Below are 23,728 nucleotides of genomic sequence, written 5' to 3' on the forward strand. Positions count from 1 at the left end.
CGGTCGTTTTCCGTCGTATCCGGGCCAGAAATGTAAATGAACACAGAATTTTGTGACGTCAGTCCCACTGGTTGCCTTATACTGGCAAGCGTTAACCTTATTACGTGACTTCAGTACGTGGTTTAAGTTTCCGCTAACAATCGCATGCAATTCTCAAGTCATTGGGGGGCGACGATTAAGCAGACCTTGAAAAAGCCGGCGTTGGTTCTGTTGCTCATCGTTCTTGGGCTTGGCGGCTGGTGGTGGCACAGCCACAACACTCCGGACTCAACCACTGCGGGCCATGGCAAGAAAGGCGCTGGTGATCGCGTGGTTCCGGCGGTTATTGCCAAGGCCGAAATTGCCGATGTTCCCATTATCATCACCGCGCTTGGAACCATAACGGCACGTGAACAGGCCACGGTGCACACACGGGTCGATGGCCTGTTGCAAGACCTGCTGTTTAAAGAAGGCGATCTGGTCAAGGCGGGCAGTGTGATCGCCAGGATCGATTCACGTCCCTTTGATGCGACGCTCAAGGCTGCCGTGGGGCAGCTGGCAAGGGATCAGGCACAGCTTGATTCCGGACGTCTGGATTTGAAGCGCTATCAAACGCTGCTCGCCCAGGATTCCATTGCGAGCCAGCAGGTCGACGATCAGCAGGCCCTGGTCAAGCAACTGGAAGGCACCGTCGCCTCGGACGTAGGGAGCGTGGACACGGCGCGCTTGAATGTGGTCTTTACCAAGGTCACGGCCCCTATAACGGGGATTGCCGGATTGCGTCAGGTCACAGTCGGAAATCTGGTCTCCACAACCGACGTGAACGGCATTGTCATCATTGCTCAGCTTCAGCCGATCACCGCCGTCTTTGCCGTCCCGCAGGAAAATCTGCCGAAAGTCATGGAGAAATTGCGCGATGCCAATGGCAAACAGCGCGAACTGACGGTCGATGCGCTCGACCGCACCGGGAAGACCATACTTGATAGTGGCAAGCTTCTGGCGCTCGACAATCAAATCGACAGCACCACCGGAACTTTGATGTTCAAGGGGTTGTTCGAAAACAAAGCAAGCCGGTTGTTTCCCGGTCAGTTTGTCAATATCCGGCTGACGATCGATACCCTGCATGGCGCGGTGGTCGTGCCGCAGGGGGCTATCCAAACGGGGGCACCTGGAACCTATGTCTATGTGGTGACGCCAAAGCAGACGGCATCAATTCGTAAGGTGGAGCTTGGCCCGTTATATGGCGATCGCATCGTCGTGACCAAGGGGCTGAGCGCCACAGACAGTGTAGTGACAGAAGGGACGGATAAACTGCGGGAAGGAGCACCGATCACCATGGTGACAAGGTCTCCCGCCTCGGCTGGCAAGCAGAAATAGCCATGAACCCGTCAGAGCCGTTTATCCGCAGACCGATTGCCACCAGTCTCCTGATGATCGCCATTCTGATTGCCGGGCTCGTGGCGTTCGGTCAGCTGCCTCAGTCAGCTTTGCCTCAGGTCGATTATCCGACCATTCAGGTTACGACCCTCTATCCGGGGGCAAGCCCCGATGTGATCACCTCCTCGATCACCGCGCCGCTGGAACGGCAGTTCGGCCAGATGCCGGGTTTGCAGGAAATGTGGTCGTCGAGTTCGGGGGGAGCCTCGGTCATCACCTTGCGCTTTGCCCTGGAGCTCCAACTCGATGTGGCGGAGCAGGAGGTACAGGCCGCGATCAATGCCGCCACAAGCTTTTTGCCGACCGATCTGCCCGCGCCGCCCATCTACAACAAAGTCAACCCCGCCGATGCCCCGGTCCTGACCCTGTCGCTCACATCGGACACTCTGGCTTTGCCGAAAGTGCAGGACTTGGGCGATACCCGGATTGCACAGAAACTGTCGCAAGTGACCGGAGTTGGACTTGTCACCCTGTCCGGCGGACAAAAGCCCGCGGTGCGTATCCAGGCAAATCCCCGCGCGCTCGCGTCTTTGGGTTTGTCGCTGGATGATCTGCGCACAGCCATCATTGCCGGGAACGTCAATCAGGCCAAGGGCAGTTTCGACGGACCGGCCATCGCCAGCACTATCGACGCGAACGATCAGCTGACCTCGGCCGCCGCTTACCGTGATTTGATCGTCGGCTATAAGGCCGGTGCGCCCATTCGTTTGTCGGATATCGCCGCAGCCGTGGACGATGCCGAAAATGTGCGTCTCGCCGCCTGGGCCGGCAAGGCTGATCCGCTGACTATCACGCCTGCCATCATCATCAATGTGCAGCGCCAACCCGGCGCCAATGTGATCGAGACCGTGGATCGCATCAAGGCCCTGTTGCCGCAGTTGCGAGCCGGGCTGCCAGCCTCCGTCAATCTTGAGATCCTCACCGATCGCACCATCACCATCCGCGCCTCGGTGCGCGATGTTCAGATCGAGCTCGGCATGGCCGTCTTTTTGGTCGTCATGGTGATTTTTCTGTTTCTGCGCAGTTTCCGGGCGACGATCATTCCAAGCATTGCGGTTCCGTTGTCGCTCATCGGGACATTTGCAGTCATGGAACTGGCGGGTTTCACCATCAATAACCTGTCGCTGATGGCTCTGACCATCGCCGCGGGCTTTGTGGTCGATGACGCCATTGTCATGATTGAAAACATCTCCCGCTATGTGGAGCAGGGGGAGAACGCGTTCGAGGCCGCCCTCAAAGGCTCGCGGCAGATCGGCTTCACGATTATTTCTTTGACGGTGTCGTTGCTCGCGGTCTTGATCCCCTTGCTGTTCATGAAGGAAGTGGTGGGGCGGCTGTTCCGCGAATTCGCCATCACGCTCGCCATCGCCATTTTGATTTCGGCCGTGGTGTCATTGACCTTGACGCCGATGATGTGCGCGCATCTTCTGCGTCATGAAGATCCTGACGAACAGCCGAAAATCCTCAAAGCTCTCGGGGACGCCTTCGAGCGCTTGATTGCGGCTTATGCAAAGGCGCTGGATTGGGTTCTGGCGCGGCAGACATTGACACTGATCGTTGCGGTCCTGACCTTGGTACTGACGGTTTTTCTGGCGACGGTTGTGAGCAAGGGGTTTTTCCCGACCCAGGATACCGGTGCCCTGCAAGCGGTGACCGAGGCACCGCAGACGATTTCCTTTACTGCCATGGCAGAACGCCAGCGCAGCCTCGCATTGCAAATTCTGAAAGATCCGGCGGTTGAAAGCCTGTCGTCCTTTATTGGTGTGGACGGCATCAACAGCACTCTCAACAGCGGCCGCATACTGATCAATCTCAAATCCCTGAGCAGCGGACGTGACCGCGCCCCGGCGGTGATCCGGAGAATTCAGGACAATGTGCGGGAGGTGTCGGGTATCACGCTCTATCTGCAGCCGGTGCAGGACCTGACCATCGACGACCGGGTGAGCCGCACGCAATACAGCTTCACGCTCGACACGTCAGACCCTCCCGAACTTGGGGAATGGACACCGAAATTGATGGCGCGTCTGCAAACGTTGCCGGAACTTCGCGATGTGGCGACGGATCTTCAAAGTCAGGGACTGCAAAGTTACGTCCAGATTGATCGCGATGCGGCGGCGCGTGTGGGCGTCAAGGTGGCGGATATCGATACAGCGCTTTACAACGCCTTTGGCCAGCGTTTGATCTCGACCATTTTCACCCAGGCCAATCAATATCGTGTGGTGCTTGAGACATCGCCGGAATTCCGCACGCACCCACAGGATATCCTGAGCCTTTATGTGCCGGGGACCATCAATAATGTGACGACGCAAGTCCCCATGGCGACATTCGTTCGAGTGAGCGAAAAACGCTCGGATCTTGTTATCAATCATCTCAATCAATTTCCGGCGACGACCATATCCTTCAATCTTGCGCCCGGAGTGTCGCTTGGTGAGGCTGTCGACACAATCGAACAGAACCAACGAGACCTAGGGATGCCGGCAAGCCTGCGCAGCGAATTTCAGGGCGCGACATTGGCTTTCAAATCGGCGCTTGGTAACCAGATTTTTCTGGTACTGGCCGCGATCGTGACCATGTATATCGTGCTTGGCGTTCTGTATGAAAGCTACATCCATCCGGTCACAATTCTGTCCACCTTGCCTTCGGCGGGGGTGGGGGCCTTGCTTGCTTTGATCCTGTCGGGCAATGATCTCAATGTCATTGCCATTATCGGCATTGTTTTGTTGATCGGCATCGTCAAGAAAAACGCCATCATGATGATCGACTTTGCCCTTGATGCGGAGCGCCATCAGGGCCTGAGCCCCCATGATGCGATCCGACAGGCCTGTTTGCTGCGCTTGCGCCCGATCCTCATGACCACCATGGCAGCGCTGCTTGGGGCCATGCCGCTGATGCTCGGGACCGGCATGGGCAGCGAGTTGCGGCATCCGCTTGGTCTGACCATGGTTGGCGGGTTGCTGGTCAGCCAGGTCCTGACCCTGTTCACAACGCCGGTGATCTATCTCGCCTTTGATCGATTGGCGCGGCGCTTCGACCCGGTCGAGGAGGGAGTGCCGGAATGAATATCTCGCGGATATTCATAGAGCGCCCGGTGGCCACCATGCTGTTGACAGTGGCCATTGCTTTGGCCGGCATTCTCGGCTTCATCATGTTGCCGGTGTCGCCTTTGCCGCAGGTGGATTTCCCCACCATCATTGTCCAGGCGAGCCTTCCCGGTGCTAGCCCCGACACCATGGCGGCGACTGTCGCGACACCGCTTGAGCGGGCGCTTGGGACCATTGACGGCATCAATGAATTAACGTCGAGCAGCTCGCTTGGCTCCTCGCGTGTGGTCATGCAATTCGATCTGACGAAAAACATCGATAACGCGGCGCGGGATGTCCAGGCCGCTATCAATGCGGCGCGCATCACCTTGCCCGCAAACCTGCCGAGCAACCCGACCTATCGCAAAGTCAATCCGGCGGATGCGCCGGTGATGATCATTACCCTCACGTCGGACAGTAAGACCCGGGGTCAGATGTATGACGCCGCCTCGACCATTCTCGCCCAACGCATTTCGCAAATCGACGGGGTCGGGCAGGTGACGGTCAGTGGTGGTGCTTTGCCTGCGGTGCGCGTGGAGGTCAATCTTCCGGCGCTGAATGCACGCGGCATTGGCCTTGATGCCCTACGCACCGCCATCGCGAGCACAAATGTCAAACGGCCGAAAGGCATCATTGATGACCACGAACGGCAATGGCAGGTCGGCGCCAATGATCAGGCTTCGGTCGCCGCCGATTATGCGCCGCTGGTTGTCGGCTACAACAGGCAGACCGGGGCTGCCGTACGTCTGACCGATGTGGCCGATGTCATAGATAGCGTCCAGGATATCCGCAATATGGGATTGACGGACGGCATGCCGGCGATCCAGCTGATCGTGTTCCGTCAGCCTGGGGCAAATATTCTCGATACCGTGGCCCGTGTGCGCGACATGCTGCCTTTTTTGCGGGCGTCCATTCCGGCGGCCATTGATATGCGGGTGTCGATGGAGCGCACCACAACCATCCGGGCTTCGCTTTATGAAGTCGAACAGACGCTGGCGATCTCGATCGGGCTTGTCATTCTCGTGGTGTTTCTGTTCCTGCGCCATGGCCGGGCGACGCTCATTCCGGGGATTGCCGTGCCGGTGTCCTTGCTCGGTACGCTCGCGGCTATGTATCTGCTTGGTTACAGCCTGAACAATCTGTCGCTTATGGCGCTTACTGTGGCCACTGGATTTGTCGTCGATGACGCCATCGTCGTGCTTGAAAACACCATGCGCCATATCGAAAGCGGCATGAAGCCCAAAGCCGCTGCATTGCTGGGCTCACGCGAGGTCGGCTTTACGGTGTTGTCGATGAGCCTGTCCTTGATCGCCGTCTTCATTCCCATCCTGGCCATGGGCGGTATTGTCGGACGCCTGTTCCGCGAATTCGCCGTGACCCTGTCCATTGCCATCCTGGTGTCGCTGGTCATATCCCTGACCGCCACACCGATGCTATGCGCGCTCTGGCTGCGGCGAAAGCCAGAGGTGGAGAAGCCATCGTTTTTCACCAGTCTGTTTGACCGTGTGCAGGCTGGCTATGGACGCACACTCGGCTGGTCGCTCGATCACAGCAAAACCCTGTTGCTTATCCTGTTGGCCACGATCGCGTTTAATGTCTGGTTATATGTCCATGTGCCCAAGGGATTTTTCCCGCAACAGGACACCGGATTGATGCTTGGCAGCATGCAGGCCGATCAGTCTACGTCGTTTCAGTCCATGAGCAAAAAGGTCACCCAGTTTGAAGCCATCGTCGGCAAGGACCCGGCCGTGGCCCATGTGATTGCGTCAACGGGAGGCGGGCAACGGAATTCGGGCAATATGTTCGTGGTCCTGAAGCCGCTCAAAGAGCGAAAAATTTCGGCGGGTGCCGTGAACGACCGTTTGCGCTCACATTTCCGAGACGTGGCCGGAGCCTCGCTGTTTCTGCAATCGGCGCAGGATCTGCGGATTGGCGGGCGGCAAAGCGGCGGACAGTATCAATATACGTTGCAGTCGGATCATCTCAAACTGCTGCGGGAATGGGAGCCGCGCATCCGGGAGGCCATGAGCAATCTGAAGCAGCTCGAAGACGTCAACACGGATGCACAGGACAAGGGCCTGCAAACTTCATTATCGGTCGACCGCGACACAGCATCGCGGCTTGGTATAGATTTTTCGGTTTTTGACAGCACACTGAACGATGCGTTCGGTCAGAAGCTGATATCGACCATCTATGCGCCGCTCAATCAATATTATGTTGTGATGGAAGCCGCGCCCACTTTCCTGCAAAGTCGGCAGTCGCTTGAGGATATATATTTCGTTGGCTCGACCGGCCGGATTATTCCTCTGGATGCCTTTGCGAAAATCACGCCCACAATGACGCCGCTTGTCGTCAATCATCAGGGGCAGTTGGCCGCGAGCACAATTTCCTTCAACCTCGCAAAGGGCGTCTCGCTTGGCGATGCGACCATTGCCATCGATCAGGCTTTGGCGAAAATCGCTGTGCCATCAGGAATCACCGCAAGTTTCCAGGGCAGCGCCAAGGTATTCCAGGAATCCCTCAGCAGTCAGCCCATGCTCATTCTTGTGGCACTGATGACCATTTATATTGTGCTCGGCGTTCTCTATGAAAGCCTTGTGCATCCCTTGACGATCCTGTCGACCTTGCCCTCGGCCGGGGTCGGGGCCATTCTGGCTTTGCTGGTGGTTGGCATGGATTTCAGTATCATTGCCTTTATCGGGGTTATTTTGCTGATCGGTATCGTCAAGAAAAACGCCATCATGATGATCGATGTCGCAATCGAGATCGAACGGCGGGAAAATACCAGTGCCCGGGAGGCGATCTATCGCGCCTGTCTGTTGCGCTTGCGGCCCATTTTGATGACCACGCTTGCGGCTTTGTTCGGGGCGCTTCCACTGGCGCTTGTGACCGGAGACGGGGCGGAGACGCGACAGCCGCTTGGCGTCTCCATCGTCGGCGGATTGCTCGTCAGTCAGGTTTTGACACTTTACACCACGCCGGTGGTTTACCTCACGCTTGACCGGCTGCGGATCAGGATCGGACGTTTCCGCCAACGTCTGGCCGGGGGGGAGGTTTGAATGCGGCATTCGCTTCGAATTGCGGTGATATCCCTTCTCTGTTCAGCCTGCGCGGTCGGGCCGAATTATCATCGGCCGTCGGATCTACCGGACAAAAAGGAAGTTCCTGATCAATACAAGGAAGCCTCGGCCATAATGCGGCCAGCCAGTCCGGCCGATCTTGCGGACCGGGGTGAATGGTGGCGCGTTTACGATGACCCGCTGCTTGATCAATTGATGGTCGAATGCAGCACGGCCAACCAGACGCTGGTTGCGGCAGAGGCAAGTTACCGACAGGCACTCGCAGTCCTCGCGGGGGCCAAGGCCAGTCTTTGGCCGGTGATAGGCGCGAATGGCGGAGTGAGCCGCGGTAATATTGGCTCAGGGTCGAGTACAACGACCACGCCTGGAACTACAAGTAGAACCGTCAGCACCGTCTACACGGCAGGGCTGACAGCCAGTTGGGAGCCGGATGTCTGGGGCCGTATTCGCCGGACGATCGAGTCCGATGCGGCAAACGCGCAATCCTCGGCTGACACGCTCGCCGCCACACGCCTGAGTTTGCAGGCTCAGTTGGCCACGAACTATGCATCCTTGCGGATTGTCGATGCGCAGGCGGCTTTGCTCAAGGATACGGTGGCCGCTTATGAACGCTCCCTGACCATGACCCAGAACCGGTATAAGGCCGGGGTCGTCGCCAAGACCGATGTGATGCTGGCACAAACCCAGTTGCTGGCCGCTCAGGCGCAAGCCATCGACACCAATGTGCTACGCACCCAACTGGAACATGCGATTGCTGCCTTGATCGGCAAGCCTCCGGCGTCGTTTGCTCTGGCGGTTCGATTGGAGCCGGCCATGGCCTTGCCGGATATTCCGGCGGGTGTGCCAAGCCAGATGCTTGAGCGCCGCCCGGATGTGGCCTCGGCGGAACGTTTGATGGCCGCTGCAAATGCGCAAATCGGGGTGGCCGTGGCCGCGTTCTTCCCCACCATCACCCTAAGCGGAAGCAATGATTACAGTAGCGTTTCGATTTCAGACCTGTTCAATCTGCCCAACCGGGTCTGGTCGCTCGGGGCAGATCTTGCCCTGACCATTTTTGATGGCGGGGCCCGTTTCGCGGTCCGCGATCAGGCCGCCGCCGCTTACGATCAATCGGTCGCCAACTACCGGCAAACAGTGCTTACCGCGCTTCAGAATGTTGAAGACAACCTGTCCGCGCTGCGTGTGCTCGGGCAGGAATATGTCGTTCAGGCCGAAGCTGTGAAGGCGGCCGAACTCACCACCAAATTGACAATCAATCAATATAAGGCGGGAACGGTCAGTTACCTGAATGTGGTGACGGCGCAGGCGACCGAATTCACGGCCAAGGTGACCTCTCTCCAGATTATGGGGCAGCGCTATAACGCCAACATCGCGCTCATCAAGGCTCTGGGCGGAGGCTGGAGCTGATCACTCATGTTGGCCGATGTGCCAGCCATGGCCGCTCAGATGCTGTTGGGCGAACTGGCGGGGGCTTGATTCAAGCTCGGTGCCGATGGTGTCGTTCCAGCGATTGAAAAAGCCATAAAGGGCAATCACCGAGATGATCTCAACCAGATCCTCATTGCTGAAATGCTGCCGCAGATCGGTGAAATTTTCGTCGGTGACCGCGTTCGGCACTTGTCCCGCATTCTGGGCCAGGCGGAACGCCGCGCGTTCGGCATCGCTGAATAGTGGACTGGTTTCATAATCCCAGATCGCTTCAAGTTTTTCCGCCGACACGCCGTTGCCATTCGCGCCTGTAGCCGTATGGGCCGAACAATACTGGCAGCCCGCTGACATGCTGGCGAGATAACCGACCATCCATTTCAGACCCTTGTCGACCGTCCCCTGTTGCATGATAGCGGCCCAGAGGGCGCCACTGGCTTTCAGGATTTCGGGTTTATAGGCGAGCGTCGGAATGCTGTTGGGCAATTCGTGGAAATCCGCACCAATGAAGGACAGATCGACATTGCGCGCCTTCAGGTCTTCGGCGCTCAGGGGAGGGATGCGTGCCACATTATATTCCTTTTCTCATTCCCACTCGATATTGCCGTCGACGGACATCAACTGCCCGGTCACATGGAGCGCTTTGTCTGACGCGAGGAACACGGCCATGTCCCCGATCTCCTGCGGCTGCACCTTGCTGCGCATGGAGATATACTGAAGAACTTCAGCTTCGACCTCGCCAAGCTCGACCCCGCGTTTCTGCGCGATGTCGCCGAGAATGCCGCGCATGCGCTCGCTGTCGACAAAGCCGGGGCGGATGGCATTGACGCGGATGTTATGCGGCCCAAGTTCCCGCGCGGCGGCCCGGGTCAGACCTTCAATCGCCCATTTCGATGCGATATAGGGCGACCGATTGAGCGGCAGGGTCACGGTCGATCCGGTGGAGATATTGATGATTGCGCCCGACCGTTGCGCCTTCATCAGCGGCACCACAGCCCGCATCATGAAAAACGCGCCATGGATATTGACGTTGAAAGATGCCGTCCAGCCGTCGTCGCTGATATCCTCGATGGGGCCGATCTCTCCGGCGATCCCGGCGTTGTTCACAAGAACATCAACGCCGCCGAGACGTGCCTGAACGGTCTCGATAAAGCTTTGCACCTGATCGGATTTCGACACATCGACCTTGCTTGTGACAAGGCCGGGGTGGGCAATGGCGGCGGCGGCGAGCTTGGCTTCATCCACATCGCAGATGGCGACCAGAGCACCGGCCGCACGGAACCGTTCGACGGTTGCAAGACCGATGCCCGAGGCCCCGGCGGTGATGATGACGCGTTGTGCGCTGGTCATGAATCTGTCCTCAGTCGATTGGTTTCTATGCGATCACATTGCCCGGCGGCGTCCAGCACCACTTTATAGACGGTGCGGGCGCGTTCGGACGTGAGATATCCCTCGCGCACGTCGTTTGCGACTGATTCCGGAGCGCGGGAAACCGGATGTCCGTAACCGCCGCCACCGGTGGAAATGGCAGTGATGACGTCGCCCGCTGTCACATGCACAAGCGCACAGGATGGAAGCTGTTCGACAGAGCCGTCATTGCGATTCAGCCATTGTTCGGCCCGTCCGCCATTCTGGCCGCCACGCACGCCCTTTGGCTCGTTGATATGACCGTCAGAGCCATAGCCGATATCGAACGCACCCATAAGCGGGCCGAATTCAACCACGGTCGATGGCGCGCCGGTATATTCGCCAGCGCCTTCACTGTCGGTGACAAAGCCGCGTTTTTTGACCAGGATCGGCTGATAAAGTTCATCGAGTTCAACGCCGTCGATGCAGCACATTCCGGCATTGCCCACATGGGCGGTGGTCCACCAGGCATCGGCATGGGGGCTTGCGGCTCCACCGGAAAAGGCCAGGAAGATCTGATTGACGAAGGCCTTGCCGTTCCGAACATCGACACCTGAAATAACACCTGCGGACGGGGCAATGACCGCGCCCACTTCGGCCATTCCGGCCCCCTGGCCAAGACGGGCAATGGCCACCTGAACGCTGTTGGCGACACGGTCGGCAATATTGGTGGTGGCCGCCGAACAACTGAAGGGATGTTCGGGAATTCCGGCGATGCAGCCGCGCCGTAATTGCACATTGATGCGCCGGAACGCGCCCGCGTTTTTCGGAACCCGGTGATCGACGGAATTAAAGACACCGATCATCGCCGCCGTGCGGGCGCAAGCCTCGCTCAGGTTCATGCCGCAGGGCAGGCAATCGGGATTGTCGGTGAGATCGACGGTGATGCGGCTGTCAGTCGTGTCGATGGTGATATGCGAGGTGATGGTGACGCCCTCGGCGGGCATGCCGGGGAAGGGGTCGTGGGTGCTTGACCCCGAGACCGTGCCATCCGGCAGCGCCTTCAAGGCTTCGATCATGGCCGCTTCGCTATAGTCGAACCATTGCCGTGCGAAGGCGTCCAGTTTGTCCCAGCCGACATCACGGCCCATGGCCATCAGTTCTTTTTCGCCGATGCGCACCGCGCCGACGGTGGCGAGATAATCGCCGCGCCATTGTTCCGGCACACGGATACGCATTTCGCACATGCGGATGATGTCGCCGATATCCTGATAGTCCCGCTGCACCTGCACGGCAGGAAAAATCAGCGCCCCTTCATGATAGACGTCGCGGGCATTGCCCATATAGGTCGTCGGTTCCGAGTTCCCGATATCGGCCTGATGGGCTTTGGCAACGACGGTGAAACGATGCACGCCGTCATCATCGATAACCGGCACCAGCAGGCTCAGGTCCGCCGGGTGCGAGCAGCCATGATAGGGCGAATTATGCAGGAAAGCGTCACCGCGTGTGAGCAGGGGGTGAAAGTCCTTCATGCTGCGGGCCATCATGTCGGGGCCGGACAGCACATGGATCGGCAGACTTTCAGCGGCAGCAAGCAGTTCGCAATCGGCGGTGACGATGCAGCAGGAAAAGTCCTTGGCGCGGTTGAGCACACCCGAGCGGCCGGTACGCAACAGCGTATTGGCCATCTTGCGCACGACGCCTTCAAAGCGGCTGTTCAGGATCGCGAGTTCCGCACCGTTCAGAGTGATGTCTGTCATGGTCTCCACTCCGTCAGGGATGAATGATGATGCTGCCGTTGGCGGAGCGCTGTGCGCGCGCCTCCGGATCGACAACAATGGTTGTAAACGGGGATTCAATGATCGCGGGGCCCCTGAATTCCTGAGCGACAGGCATGGCATCAAGGCGATGGATCACGGCATCGGTCCAGCCTGCGTCCTGGAAATAGGCGCGGCGGGTGGCGGCTTTTACGGTCTGGTCTGCTTTGGCCGACAGCTGGAAATTTGCATGCGGGCGAACTTTGCAGCGCACGGTCGCCCTCAGGCCGACGACTTCAACCGGCGAGCCCGGATCATTGATTGTGAAGATCTGTTTATGGACTTCATCAAACGCGCTGTGGAAGGCCGTGACATCATCGTCCGATCGGAAGCGTGTGATCGGGAGCGGCACATCGATGTCCCACACCTGATTTTCATAGCGTGCTTCGGCGATGACCTTGATGTCGATTTTTATGGCCTTGATACCTGACCGGCGCACAAATTGATCGCAGTCGGCCCGCAGGTTATAAAGCGTCTCATTGACCTTATCGAAATTGAATTCGGCGGTGGTTGTGAACAGGCTCGCGGCGAATTCGCCGGTGAGGTCCGACATCATGGCACCGGCGGCACTAAGCGCCGCGCCGGTTTCCGGAATGACGAGCTGATGGCAGCCAAGCCGGCGGGCGATGAAGGTCGAATTGAGACCGGCCGCGCCGCCGCCACCGATCAGCACCGCGCCTGCGGGGTCGATGCCTTGTGCCACGGTGATGTCGGCTATGGCCTGGACCATGTTTTCCGTCGACAGATGAATGATGTTCCAGGCTGCTTCCTCGACCGAGACCTGAAGTGGCTGGGCCACATGGATCTCAATGGCCCGCGCGGCTGCCTCGCGGTCGAGCTTCATAGCGCCGCCAAGGAAGAAATCCGGATCGAGGTAGCCAAGCACCACCGAAGCATCGGTGACGGTCGGCAGAGTGCCGCCCCGGCCGTAACAGACGGGGCCAGGCTGCGCGCCCGCGCTCATGGGGCCCACATGGAGAAGCCCGCCCGCGTCAACGCTCGCAATGGAGCCGCCGCCCGCGCCGACGCTTTTGACCTCGACCGATGGATAGCCGACGAGATTGCCGCGTGTGGGTTGGCCGATCCACAGTTCCCGCGTCATCGGGATATGGCCGCCGCGCACCAGACTGATGTCATAAGTGGTGCCGCCGGTGTCGGCGACAATGGCGTTTTCGTGACTGCCTTCAAGCGCCGCATAATGATGCCCGGCGATGGGCGCCATGCTGGGTCCGGAATTGATAACGCGAATGGGCGCTGCGGCCACGTCGCTTGCCGCCATCATGCCGCCTGCGCTTGTGAGCACCATGACTTCGCCCGCAAACCCGGCCTCTTTCATGCGCGCTTCAAGGCTGCCGAGATAGCGTCCCATCAAGGGCTTCAGGGACGCATCGATGGCGGTGGAGGAGGCCCGGCGAAATTCGCGCATGGTCGGATTGACCGCGTGGGACAGGCTGACCGGCACGCCGGGCAGATGGTCCTGCAACAAGGCACCCACGCGTAATTCATGAGCCGGGTTGATGGTCGACCACAGGAAACAGATGGCCACCGCCTCGATCTTTTCTTCACGCAGACGGTTGGCCAGCTCAAGCACGACGGCTTCGTTGAGCGGGGTTTGCACCGCGCCGTTATAGATAATCCGTTCAGGAATTTCGAACGTGAGCGCACGCGGAACAAAGGGTTTCGGGTAGGGCACCGTATGGTTGAACGGCTCGATCCGGCCGCCTTCACGGAACACCAGGATATCCCGGTGCCCCTCGGTCACGAGAAGCGCGGTTTTGGCCGTGCGCCCGGTGATGATGGCGTTGATCGCATGGGTCGTGCCATGGATGAAGGTCTTCCCCCGCGCCAGAAGATCGGCGAGGCTGAGCCCGCGATCTTCCGCCGCCAGGGTCAATGCGGCCAGCACGCCTTGCACAGGGTCTCCGGGAACGGTCGACGCCTTGTACATGCTGATGCTGCCATCATCCTCCTCGACCACGAGATCAGTGAATGTGCCGCCGGTATCGGTCGCGAAACGCATCGTAGGATATCCCTTTTATCAGAATGCGACCTGATCGCCGCCCTTGAGCGCCAGCATCTGCCGGGCTTCATCGGGGGTGGCGATCTCGATGCCGAGTTCAGTCAGAATGCTGCGGATCTTGCGGACCTGTTCGGCATTGCTTTTGGCCAGCTGGCCGCGCCCGATCATCAGGCTGTCTTCAAGGCCGACGCGCACGTTGCCGCCCATCATGGCCGACATGGTGAGGAAGCGCATCTGCGCCCGCCCGATGCCGAAACAGGACAGATAATAGTCATCGCCAAACAGCCGGTCGGCGGTCTGTTTCATCAAGGTCAGGTTTTCAAGATCGGCACCGATGCCACCCAGAACCCCGAAAATTCCCTGAATAAGGAACGGCGGCTTGATCAGCCCGCGATCGGCGAAATGGGCCACGTTATAGAGGTGGCCAAGGTCATAGCATTCATATTCGAATTTGGTGCCATGGCCTTCGCCAAGTTCGCGGATGATGCGTTCAATCAGTGCGAAATTGTGATTGGCGGCAAATTTGGCGCTGGCTTCGAGAAACGGCTTTTCCCAAGGGTGCTTCCAGTCCGTGTATTTGTCAGCGAGCCCGAACACGCCGAAATTCATCGAACCCATGTTGAGCGACGTCATCTCCGGCTGAGCCCGGAGGGGGGCTGCCAGACGATCGTCTTCGCTGAAGCCCGGAGCGCCGCCGGTGGTGATATTGACCACGGCATTGGTGCGCTGCTTGATCTGCGGCAGGAACTGCATGAACAGTTCCGGATCGGGGGACGGCCGGCCATCAATCGGATCACGGGCATGAAGATGCAGGATGGCGGCGCCAGCCTCGGCGGCTTCGACCGATTGTTCGATGATCTGTTCGGGCGTGATCGGCAGATAGGGCGACATGGTCGGGGTATGGATCGACCCGGTGATGGCGCAGGTGATGATGACTTTTTCTGTCTTTTTCATGGTCTACTCCTGATCTATGGGGACAAAAAGTCCCGTTCCGCTGTGCTGTGACCGCAGCGGCTTGTTAAGGTGGTAAGGCGTGTTGTCTATGCTTCGGCGAGCGCCGCGAGTGCGACCTTTGCAGGAGCGCGACTCATCCTGGCGGCTACGGCGCCAAAGATCGCAAAGACAATGGTTGCAAGCAGCAATGATGAGCCAAGGGCCTGTTCATTGCCGAAGAGTTTATCGGTCATAATCCCGATCAGCGTCGGCCCCATGCCGATCGCGATGAAGGTGACGGCAGCGAGGAAACAGGCGCTCATGATGCCGCGCAACCGTTCGGGGGTGATCAGCTGAATACCCGAAAGTCCGGGCGGCGCTGCGGCGGTGGTGCAAAAGGTCAGCAAGCCATAGGCGGCGAGCGACAGGGTCTGGTTGCGTGTGGTGCAGAATATAACCGCAGGCAGGATCGCCAAAACCAACATGCTGCCGATCACGAGCCCCGGTGCGCCGGTGACGCCGCGGGCCTGAAATTTATCGGTGAGATAGCCGCCGGTGATATGCCCGAGCGGGCCCGCCACCAGCACGACCATTCCGACGGCAAGGCCGGCCTCGGCGGGAGTGAAGGCGAAAAAGCGGATATAAAATGTCGGGGCCCAGGCGGCATAGGATTGAACCAGCAGGATGGCGGCGGCGGACGCGATCGTATGCCAGAGATAGGCTGGACGTTGCCCGTTGATATAGGCGAAAACTTCACGCACGCTCGGTTTCGCGTGATGGGCCTCGCGCACCCGGGCCGGTTCGCGAACGGTCAGAAGCAACAGCGCTACCGCGACGCCCGGAAGGCTTGCCAGGATGAAAAGCCCCTGCCAGGGCGACGCATGCATCATGCCGGGCAATGCAAGTCCGCCGCGGGTCACGAGCCAGGCGAGCGTCGCACCGCCAATAATCAGGGCGACCGACTTACCAAGCGACGCCCCCATGGTGAAAGTGCCGACTGCTCGCGAAAGTTTCTCGCGCGAGAAATAGGCGGCGATCAGGGACATGGCGGCCGGGACCAGCGCCGCCTCGCCAAATCCGACGGCGATCCGGGCTGCGAACAGGCTGTTGAAGGAATTGGCCAGTCCGCAGGCGGTGGTGGCCAAGCTCCAGATCAGAATGCCGCCGATGATCAGATTGCGGCGGTTGCCCAGATCGGCCATGCGGCCAAGCGGGATGGCCGCCACGGTGTAAAGGATCACGAACCCGGTGCCATGCAACAGGCCGAGCTGGGTATCGCTCAGCCCAAGCTCGGTCTTGATGGGCACAAGCACAAGGCTCATGACAAAACGGTCGATGAAGGAAATAAGATGGGCCGACGACAGCAGGATCGCCACATACCATGCGTAGGGAGTATTTTTTTGCACTGTCCCGGCCATCTTTTTGTCCTTACCCGATCGCCGCCGAGATGCCTTCGTCGATAACGAGCGTCGAGCCGAAAACCGGACGTGCCGCATCGGACAAAAGATAAAGCGCGGCGGCGGCGATTTCCTGCGGTTTCGAGAAGGTTACGCCGCTTGGGGTCATGCGTTTCATGCCGTCGAGCATGTCAGCCATTTCAGGCGCGTTGCGCATGGCTTCATTCATGGGAGTTTCAGTATTGCCCGGTGCGACGGCGTTTACGTTGATCCCGAAAGGTGCGAGATCGGCCCCGGCAGTACGGGTCAGCATGACAATGGCTGCCTTGCTCGCGGAATACAAAGCAAAGCCTTTGACGCCGATGGTGCCAGCGACCGATGCGAAATTCAGGACCTTGCCGCCGCCACGGGCTTTCAGGATCGGCGTTGCCGCCTGAAGGCAATTCCAGGTGCCCTTGATATTGATGTCGATCATCTTGTCGAGGCTGTCGCGAGCCGTCTCTCCGATCGGGCTCGGCAGAAATACGCCGGCCGCATTGACCAGAATATCAAGCCCGCCGAAATCGGCCGTCACGGTTTCAAAAAGTTTGGCCACGGCGACGTCATCGCGCACGTCGACCGCATAGGCGCGGGCCGTACCACCTGCCTTGGTGATGGCGTCGACCACAGTCGCCGCCTTGGCCGGGTTCGAACTTGCGACCACGGCGACCGTGGCACCGCGCGCCCCAAGGGCTTCGGCGATGGTGGCTCCGATGCCGGAGCTTCCCCCGGTGACCAGCGCAATTTTTCCTGTGAAGTCTGACATCTGCTTATCTGTCCTTGATTAAACTGGGGCGATGCAGGCGAAGGTTGCGGCGATCAGCGCTTCACAACGGTCACCGGCACCACCGCCGGAACACATGAAATTCGGGCTGTAGCTGAAGGCGAGACCGGCTTCGGGATCGCTGAAGCCAATCGCGCCACCCACACCCGGATGCCCGAAGGCGCGCGGGTTCGAGCCAAAGGGGGCAAGCTCGTTGCTGAGAAAAAATCCGTGGCCATACCGGAAGCGGCGGTCAAGCAGTCCGCAATCGCCTTCCCATGACAGGCTTCTTAAGATGTCAATCAGGGCAGGGGACAGCAGATGATAACCGTCAAGGCTTCCGCCATTCCCAAGCGCCGCAAAAACCCGTGCCACCGCCCGCGCATTGCCATGACCGTTTGCCGACGGAAACACACCGCGCCGGAAGCTGTCGGTATTAAAGAAATCAGCCTTCGACGGCATGATGCGCCAGGCCCGTCCAAGCTTGCTCGTGCTGTCATTGATGGCGTTGAGGGTGACGCTTTGCGGGTTCGGAATGATGGTGGCGACGCGTTCTATGTCGGTGTCATCGAGACCGAATTGAAAATCAACGCCAAGCGGCCCGGCGATTTCCTCCTGGAAGAAAACATCCACCGTTCGGCCGTCAACACGGCGGATGATTTCGCCGAACAGAATGCCTGCCGTCATGGAATGATAGGCCCCTTGCGTGCCCGGTTCCCATTCGGGTTTCTGGACCGCGAGCGCCTGGCACATAACGTCCCAATTGAAGGCCGAGCCCGCCGGTGCGGCATCGGCATAGACCAGTCCGGCTTTGCCGCCAAGCAGCATGCGGATGGTGATGCCGTCCTTGCCGTTTTGCGCGAAGTCCGGCCAGTAACAGGCAACCGGGGCATCAAGGTCAACTGCGCCACGATCGATCAGACGATAAAGGCAGAGCGCCGCCATGCCCTTGCCCACCGACATCATGCAGACAATGCTGTCCCGATCCCACGGCGTTGCGCTCTGAGGATCGGCGATGCCGCCCCAGAGATCAGCCACAAGCCGACCATGGTGATAGACCGCGACGGCAGCCCCGACTTCGCCACGGGTTGCGAAATTGTCCCGCAAGGTCTCACGCAATCCGGCGAAGGCCGGGTCGCATGTGCCATGGATCAGGATTGGGGCTTCTGTTGTCATGACGCAATAACGGCCTGTTTGCCAAGAACGGCTTCGACCAGGGCTTCGCAGCGGTCGCCAACGCCTGCGCCCGCACACATCAGGTTCGGATTATAGCTCATGGCAAGCCCGGCTTCAGGGTCGGCGATGCCGATAGCGCCGCCTGCACCCGGATGACCGAAGGCGCGCGCATTGCTGCCGAACGGAAGCATGGGTGGATAATTCAGAAAAAATCCGAGGCCATAGCGGAACGGCCGGTCGGTCATGCCGCAGATGCCGCGCCAGCTTTCCGTGCGAATATCCTCGATCAGTGCCGGCGACAGCAGGCGCACACCGTCAAGCGTGCCGCCATTTCCCAAAAGCGCATAAGCGCGCGCAATGGCACGGGCATTGCCATGACCGTTCGAAGACGGAAAAACCGCCGTACGGTATTCATGGGTGTTATAGGGGGAGGCGGATTTCGGACGTATCCGCCAGGCGCGGCCAAGCTTGGTCGTAGGATCCTGGGTCTGGGTCAGAGTGACACTGGCGGGGTTCGGGATAATGTCGGCCACACGCGGCAAATCTGCCTCGGCGACGCCAAAACCGTAATCAATGCCAAGCGGCCCGGCGATTTCCTCGCGGAAGAAAACATCAATCATGCGGCCATCCACCCGGCGCACGATCTCGCCCAGAAGATATCCGCAGGTGACGGAATGATAAGCGCCTTGGGTGCCCGGTTCCCATTCGGGTTTCTGAGCAGCCAGCGCCGTGCAGACGATATCCCAGTCATAAGCCGAGCCATCCGGAGCGCCATCGGCATAAATCAAAGCTGCAAGGCCAGACACCAGCGTGCGGACCGTGATGGTCTCCTTGCCGTTCTGGGCGAATTCAGGCCAATAGCGGGCGACCGGGGCCTCAAGATCAACAAGGCCCCGATCCACCAGCATCAAAAGCGCCAGCGCCGTCATGGATTTTCCAACAGACATCATGCAACTGATGGTGTTTTCCTGCCATGGCGTGCCGGTATCAGGATTGGCGATCCCGCCCCAGAGATCGACCACTTTGCGTCCGTCTTTATAGACGCAAACGGCAGCACCGATTTCTCCGCGACTGCGGAAATTTTCGCTGAACACGTCCCGCACGTGAGAAAACGCGGGATCGCAACTGCCGTCGATGTGAGTGGTCGGGGTCTCAGTCATCGGGATCGCCTTATCAAAAAAGTGTTTTAGTAAGCGTAGCTCAAACGAAGACCGAAGGTGCGCGGGTCACCCGGCGTACCGGCTGGAACCGCAGTGAAGGATCCGGTCGAAACCAGATACTGCGTGTTTGAAAGGTTACGACCGTAGGCAATAACCTGCCAGCGCTGATCCGGCGAGGTGTAGCCGATGCTGGCATTGATCAGATCATAGTTGGGCATGGTCTGGACATTGTCATTGACGACGGTGAAGAACTGGCGGGCTTTAAAACCATATTCACCGCGGACAAAGGCAGTACCTTTGTCACCGAAATCCATCGTATATTGTGCGTAAAGATTATAGGTCCATTTCGGAGACGAGTTCAGATAGTTGCCCGAAGCGTCCATGGTCGCCGCGACATTCATATTCAGCACAGGATCGAAGACCAACGGCGCACCTGGGATCGGCGCTTTGGGATAATCCTTATAGACAGCCTTAAGATAAGTCAGCGACCCGCCGATATCGAGACCCTCAATCGGCCTTGTCTGCAGTTCGAGTTCAATACCCTTGACGGTCGCGTTCGAGGCGTTGGTGATGTCGGTGACGCCCGGCATCAGGAAGGACTGAACTTGAAGGTTCTTATAGTCATAGTAGAACCCGGTGCCATTGAAACGGACACGGTGGTCAGCAAACTCGCTTTTAAAGCCAGCTTCGTAGCTCCAGAGGGTTTCCGGTGCAAAGCCTTGTGACTTATTCGCGCTTGAGAAATTGAAGCCGCCGGACTTGAAGCCCTTGGTTGCCGACGCATAAAGCATCACGTCTTCTGTGACATGATAATCAAGACCGAATTTCGGCGTCCAGGCTTTATATTTTCCGCTTCTCAGATAGTGAGTAGGGTAGCCAGCAAGGGAAACACCTGTGGTCTGGGTAAAGATATTCAGATACTGGTCGAAATCTTTTTTCTCATCGGTGTAGCGAATACCGGCCGTGGCTGAGAATTTATCGGTGATGTCATAGGTGGCCTGTGCAAAGCCGGCCCATGCCTTGGTGTCGACGATCGGAGCCGGATTTGTCACGCGATTGGTATTGTAGGCCGTAACGGTCGAGTAGGCGTCGATATGTTCCTGGAAATAATACAGGCCGGCGACATATTTGAGGGCGTCGATTTTACCAGTCAGATTGAATTCCTGGGAAAACTGATGCTGCAGTTCTTGTTGGAGCGTGATCTGACGATGCAGATCGGTCGCGTCGGTGTCGCTTGTATAGTCCAGATGGCTTTTGCGATAAGCCGTCAGTGATTTGAGGACAGCGGCCTCGGAGATGGTGTAGTTGATTTCACCAGAGGTGCCCAAGATGAAGCGATCAGTTACGCTTGGTGTGTCGAGCGCGACTTTATGCCAGTCGCCACGAATGCTTTCCGTTACAGGATCCACAGGACCAGTTGCGCCTGTGGGCCGGAACGGCAGCAGCAGTGCCTGATTGCCGACGAAATGTCCGGTGTCTTTCAGGTAATCAGCGCGGACGATGATTTCAAGATTGTCCGTAGGCAAGGCGCGAATCTGCGCCCGTGTGCCCCAGGTGTTTTCGCTGCCGCGGTCATTGCCGGATGGGACGATGTTCTCGAAATAACCGTTATGCTTGCTGCCCATGGCCGAGATGCTGGCAAACAGTTTATCTTCAATGATCGGGCCGCTGATATAGCCTTCGCCACGGAACAGATTATAATTTCCGACTGTTCCCTGTACCTTGGCATGGAATTCATTTGTGGGCAGGCGTGAGATGACGTTGATGGTGCCACCGACCGCGTTTCGGCCATAAAGTGTGCCTTGCGGACCGCGCAGAACTTCGATGCGTTCGACATCCATGAAATTGTTGAACACCGCGCCTGGGCGAGCGATATAAACGCCGTCCATATTCACGGTTGTGCTTGGGTCCGATCCGGCGAACGTGTTGTTCGAGCCGATGCCGCGAATGTAAAGCTGCGCAAAAGCGCCATTCTGGGCAACCATCAGGTTCGGTGTCGATCCGGCGAGATCGCGGATATCCTTGATGCCGGTTTTTTCAAGAATTTCCGCCGAGAACGCCGTGATGGCGATTGGCGTTTCCTGAAGGTTGGTTGCGCCCATCTTGCTGCCGGTTACGATGATTTCATCAATCCGGAATTGATCCGCTGCTGCGGAGCCTGTGGCGGGCTCTGCTGCAAAGGCGGCGCTTGTGCTGAGCAATATGGCCGTCGTTCCGGTCAGAATTGCTTTTCTGCTTGTCTGTTTCATCATGGTGTCCTCCTCCTTAGTGTTTTTGTTGCTGCTATGATTGCGATCCCGGCGATTTATCTGCCGTACCGCTCCCCTGTTCAGATCACTCCACGAAGTTCAATCCTGTGGATTTGAAATAAGCGAGATGCTGCGCGCCATGGGCTGCAATCGCGCGCGCCGTGTGGGCTGGAAAAATGATGTCGTTCTGATCATGGATGCCGCCGGTGATGATCACCTGCAACAGGCCATCCTCATCGCTGATATTGCGAAAGGCGCGATAAACGCCTGGCAGGACGGAAATGCAATCGAATTTGTCGAGCGTGAGTGTGTCCTGGCCCTCATCGCCGAACGAGAATTCAAAACGGCCGGTGAGGACCGTGAATGTTTCGAACGTGTGATGATGGGCATGCAGGGATGGGCCAGTCATTGGCGGGCAGGCGGCATAAGTGATCGTCATGTCGCCAGCGCCCTTGATGGGAGCCATGGTGCCAAACGGACCCGGCATGTCATCCGCCCGTGCGACCACAGGTAACAGGCGACGTGACCAGATCAGATCTGCAACATCTTGCGGGATGGTATGGTTTTTTTGCGACTGTAGTGCGTCCAGCGTCTCGAAGCGGGCAACCCTGCTTTCGGGGCCGGTCTTTGTCAGATTTGCAGAAATCCCACCGTTACCCATGGTGCTCCCCAAGGATCCGCCTCACCCATGCGCGTCTTCCAGTGTCTCTGATTTTTCAGTTATAGCTGCGCGCTGAAACAGTACGCCACAAAGTGTCGACGATTTCAATAACCTATTTTTGGATTTTTTCGCAAGCCTGCAGGAAGTGAGTAGTGAAACCTATGTAAATGGCGGAAATCTTGTAAAATCTGGCCTTGCTGTCCACCAGGCTTCTTTGAATTTTCTTAATGATTTTATCAATGTGTCGACGTTATTGCGGCCTGGGCCATGTGACGGTATGAATCAGCGTTGGTCGCCCTAAACACCCTGATATGGGAGACTCAGCGGTCTTTTGATTGCTCAAGCAGGTGGATGGACCATTCCACATGGCTGTCCATAATGGCTCCGGCCGCACGCGAATCACCGGCCAGAACGGCATCGGCCAAGCGGTTGTAGTTGGCGATATAGCCGGAAATGCTCGATTCCATGTCGATAGTGCTGGCCAGAAAGCGGTTCCAGTATTCAATATTGAGGATACCGAGCAGATAGCCCACATAGGGCTTTTCGCCAATTTCGTTCAGCAGGTAATGAAAATCGTTCAGCAATAAATAGAACTTATAAGAAGGAGAGGGCGGAGCCTGTTCAACGGCGCGAATTCTGGCGATCGCCATCTCAACGCGCTGGCGATTGTCGCCTTCGTGGATACGCTCTGTCGCCGCGACCACGCCGACTTTGGCGATGCAGCCGGTGACTTCATAAATCTGGATCAGGTCATCAAGGGTGAAGACGCGCATGACCGCGCCTTTGTCGGGCAGCAATTCAACCAGGCCCTGACCGGCAAGGACATGCAAAGCTTCACGCACAGGGGCGCGGCTGAGGCCCAGACGTTTGGCAAGCTCGGCCGCTTTAATGCGCTGGCCTGGTTTGAGAATTCCTTCATCCAGGCTTTCCATCAATGTTTTGTGGACGCGCTGGGCCAAGGTCGTCTTTGTGCCGCCGTCCGCCAGCTGCTTTGGCGTACCAAAGGGCGTTACCACACTGCCGGAGCCAAGGCTGTCCTTGGCAGGTTCAGACTTTGCCCGGGGGCGTGTGGTCTTGGTTGCGGGTTTCACTTTTTTGGGTGGAGCTGCTGTCTTGGGCTTGTCCATTATGCATCCATTATGAGTGATAGTGTCGCCACTATAGC

The 23,728-nt window shown here is 58.2% G+C and carries 16 protein-coding genes; 4 read left to right on the top strand and 12 right to left on the bottom strand.

Annotated elements, in window-relative coordinates; translation table 11 throughout:
- Positions 1-186: 186 nt before the first annotated feature.
- The 4 genes from NYP16_RS10510 to NYP16_RS10525 are packed head-to-tail and all read left to right on the top strand — an operon-like array spanning position 187 to position 8,983.
- Positions 187-1,356 carry an efflux RND transporter periplasmic adaptor subunit gene (locus NYP16_RS10510; RefSeq protein ID WP_274944094.1) on the top strand — a complete coding sequence of 390 codons (1,170 nt, stop codon included), beginning with the start codon at positions 187-189 and terminating at the stop codon, positions 1,354-1,356.
- A 2-nt stretch (positions 1,357-1,358) separates the two neighbouring features.
- Positions 1,359-4,475, top strand: coding sequence for an MdtB/MuxB family multidrug efflux RND transporter permease subunit (locus tag NYP16_RS10515; RefSeq protein WP_274944095.1), 3,117 nt, complete (start codon positions 1,359-1,361; stop codon positions 4,473-4,475).
- Entirely contained in the window at positions 4,472-7,555 is a 3,084-nt protein-coding gene (locus NYP16_RS10520; RefSeq protein ID WP_274944096.1) for a multidrug efflux RND transporter permease subunit, read from the top strand. The genes NYP16_RS10515 and NYP16_RS10520 overlap by 4 nt, the downstream gene beginning before the upstream one ends.
- Positions 7,556-8,983 carry an efflux transporter outer membrane subunit gene (locus NYP16_RS10525; protein ID WP_274944097.1) on the top strand — a complete coding sequence of 476 codons (1,428 nt, stop codon included), beginning with the start codon at positions 7,556-7,558 and terminating at the stop codon, positions 8,981-8,983.
- Here NYP16_RS10525 and NYP16_RS10530 read toward each other — a convergent pair whose 3' ends face one another.
- From NYP16_RS10530 to NYP16_RS10585, 12 genes are all read right to left on the bottom strand, one after another.
- Entirely contained in the window at positions 8,984-9,571 is a 588-nt protein-coding gene (locus NYP16_RS10530; RefSeq protein ID WP_274944098.1) for a carboxymuconolactone decarboxylase family protein, read from the bottom strand.
- Positions 9,572-9,586: 15 nt separating this feature from the next.
- Positions 9,587-10,351: an SDR family oxidoreductase gene (locus NYP16_RS10535; RefSeq protein ID WP_274944099.1), complete on the bottom strand. Its 765-nt coding sequence runs from the start codon at positions 10,349-10,351 to the stop codon at positions 9,587-9,589.
- Positions 10,348-12,108, bottom strand: coding sequence for a hydantoinase B/oxoprolinase family protein (locus NYP16_RS10540; RefSeq protein ID WP_274944100.1), 1,761 nt, complete (start codon positions 12,106-12,108; stop codon positions 10,348-10,350). Before NYP16_RS10540 ends, NYP16_RS10535 begins: the two co-directional genes overlap by 4 nt.
- 13 nt (positions 12,109-12,121) lie before the next feature.
- Complete coding sequence (locus tag NYP16_RS10545; RefSeq protein WP_274944101.1) at positions 12,122-14,185, bottom strand: hydantoinase/oxoprolinase family protein; 2,064 nt, start codon at positions 14,183-14,185, stop codon at positions 12,122-12,124.
- A gap of 18 nt (positions 14,186-14,203) precedes the next feature.
- Positions 14,204-15,139 (bottom strand): beta-keto acid cleavage family enzyme, encoded by a 936-nt coding sequence (locus tag NYP16_RS10550; protein WP_274944102.1) that lies wholly within the window; start codon positions 15,137-15,139, stop codon positions 14,204-14,206.
- A gap of 86 nt (positions 15,140-15,225) precedes the next feature.
- The gene (locus NYP16_RS10555; protein WP_274944103.1) at positions 15,226-16,536 is read right to left on the bottom strand and encodes an MFS transporter; all 1,311 of its coding nucleotides are present in this window, start codon (positions 16,534-16,536) and stop codon (positions 15,226-15,228) included.
- 10 nt (positions 16,537-16,546) lie between these two features.
- Positions 16,547-17,320 (bottom strand): SDR family NAD(P)-dependent oxidoreductase, encoded by a 774-nt coding sequence (locus NYP16_RS10560; protein WP_274944104.1) that lies wholly within the window; start codon positions 17,318-17,320, stop codon positions 16,547-16,549.
- A gap of 18 nt (positions 17,321-17,338) precedes the next feature.
- Complete coding sequence (locus NYP16_RS10565; RefSeq protein WP_274944105.1) at positions 17,339-18,493, bottom strand: serine hydrolase domain-containing protein; 1,155 nt, start codon at positions 18,491-18,493, stop codon at positions 17,339-17,341.
- Complete coding sequence (locus tag NYP16_RS10570) at positions 18,490-19,653, bottom strand: serine hydrolase domain-containing protein (protein WP_274944106.1); 1,164 nt, start codon at positions 19,651-19,653, stop codon at positions 18,490-18,492. Before NYP16_RS10570 ends, NYP16_RS10565 begins: the two co-directional genes overlap by 4 nt.
- Before the next feature lie 26 nt (positions 19,654-19,679).
- Complete coding sequence (locus NYP16_RS10575; protein ID WP_274944107.1) at positions 19,680-21,905, bottom strand: TonB-dependent receptor; 2,226 nt, start codon at positions 21,903-21,905, stop codon at positions 19,680-19,682.
- Between the two features lie 82 nt (positions 21,906-21,987).
- Positions 21,988-22,563 (bottom strand): cupin domain-containing protein, encoded by a 576-nt coding sequence (locus NYP16_RS10580; RefSeq protein WP_274944108.1) that lies wholly within the window; start codon positions 22,561-22,563, stop codon positions 21,988-21,990.
- A gap of 320 nt (positions 22,564-22,883) precedes the next feature.
- Complete coding sequence (locus NYP16_RS10585; RefSeq protein ID WP_274944109.1) at positions 22,884-23,690, bottom strand: GntR family transcriptional regulator; 807 nt, start codon at positions 23,688-23,690, stop codon at positions 22,884-22,886.
- Between the last annotated feature and the right edge of the window lie 38 nt (positions 23,691-23,728).

This window comes from Govania unica (assembly GCF_027920805.1).
GTDB lineage: Bacteria > Pseudomonadota > Alphaproteobacteria > Sphingomonadales > Govanellaceae > Govanella > Govanella unica.

Coding starts and splice junctions, on each gene's coding strand:
- NYP16_RS10515 (WP_274944095.1), top strand. CDS start 1,359: ATGAACCCGTCAGAGCCGTTTATCCGCAGACCGATTGCCACCAGTCTC.
- NYP16_RS10520 (WP_274944096.1), top strand. CDS start 4,472: ATGAATATCTCGCGGATATTCATAGAGCGCCCGGTGGCCACCATGCTG.
- NYP16_RS10525 (WP_274944097.1), top strand. CDS start 7,556: ATGCGGCATTCGCTTCGAATTGCGGTGATATCCCTTCTCTGTTCAGCC.
- NYP16_RS10535 (WP_274944099.1), bottom strand. CDS start 10,351: ATGACCAGCGCACAACGCGTCATCATCACCGCCGGGGCCTCGGGCATC.
- NYP16_RS10540 (WP_274944100.1), bottom strand. CDS start 12,108: ATGACAGACATCACTCTGAACGGTGCGGAACTCGCGATCCTGAACAGC.
- NYP16_RS10545 (WP_274944101.1), bottom strand. CDS start 14,185: ATGCGTTTCGCGACCGATACCGGCGGCACATTCACTGATCTCGTGGTC.
- NYP16_RS10550 (WP_274944102.1), bottom strand. CDS start 15,139: ATGAAAAAGACAGAAAAAGTCATCATCACCTGCGCCATCACCGGGTCG.
- NYP16_RS10555 (WP_274944103.1), bottom strand. CDS start 16,536: ATGGCCGGGACAGTGCAAAAAAATACTCCCTACGCATGGTATGTGGCG.
- NYP16_RS10560 (WP_274944104.1), bottom strand. CDS start 17,320: ATGTCAGACTTCACAGGAAAAATTGCGCTGGTCACCGGGGGAAGCTCC.
- NYP16_RS10565 (WP_274944105.1), bottom strand. CDS start 18,493: ATGACAACAGAAGCCCCAATCCTGATCCATGGCACATGCGACCCGGCC.
- NYP16_RS10570 (WP_274944106.1), bottom strand. CDS start 19,653: ATGACTGAGACCCCGACCACTCACATCGACGGCAGTTGCGATCCCGCG.
- NYP16_RS10575 (WP_274944107.1), bottom strand. CDS start 21,905: ATGATGAAACAGACAAGCAGAAAAGCAATTCTGACCGGAACGACGGCC.
- NYP16_RS10580 (WP_274944108.1), bottom strand. CDS start 22,563: ATGGGTAACGGTGGGATTTCTGCAAATCTGACAAAGACCGGCCCCGAA.
- NYP16_RS10585 (WP_274944109.1), bottom strand. CDS start 23,690: ATGGACAAGCCCAAGACAGCAGCTCCACCCAAAAAAGTGAAACCCGCA.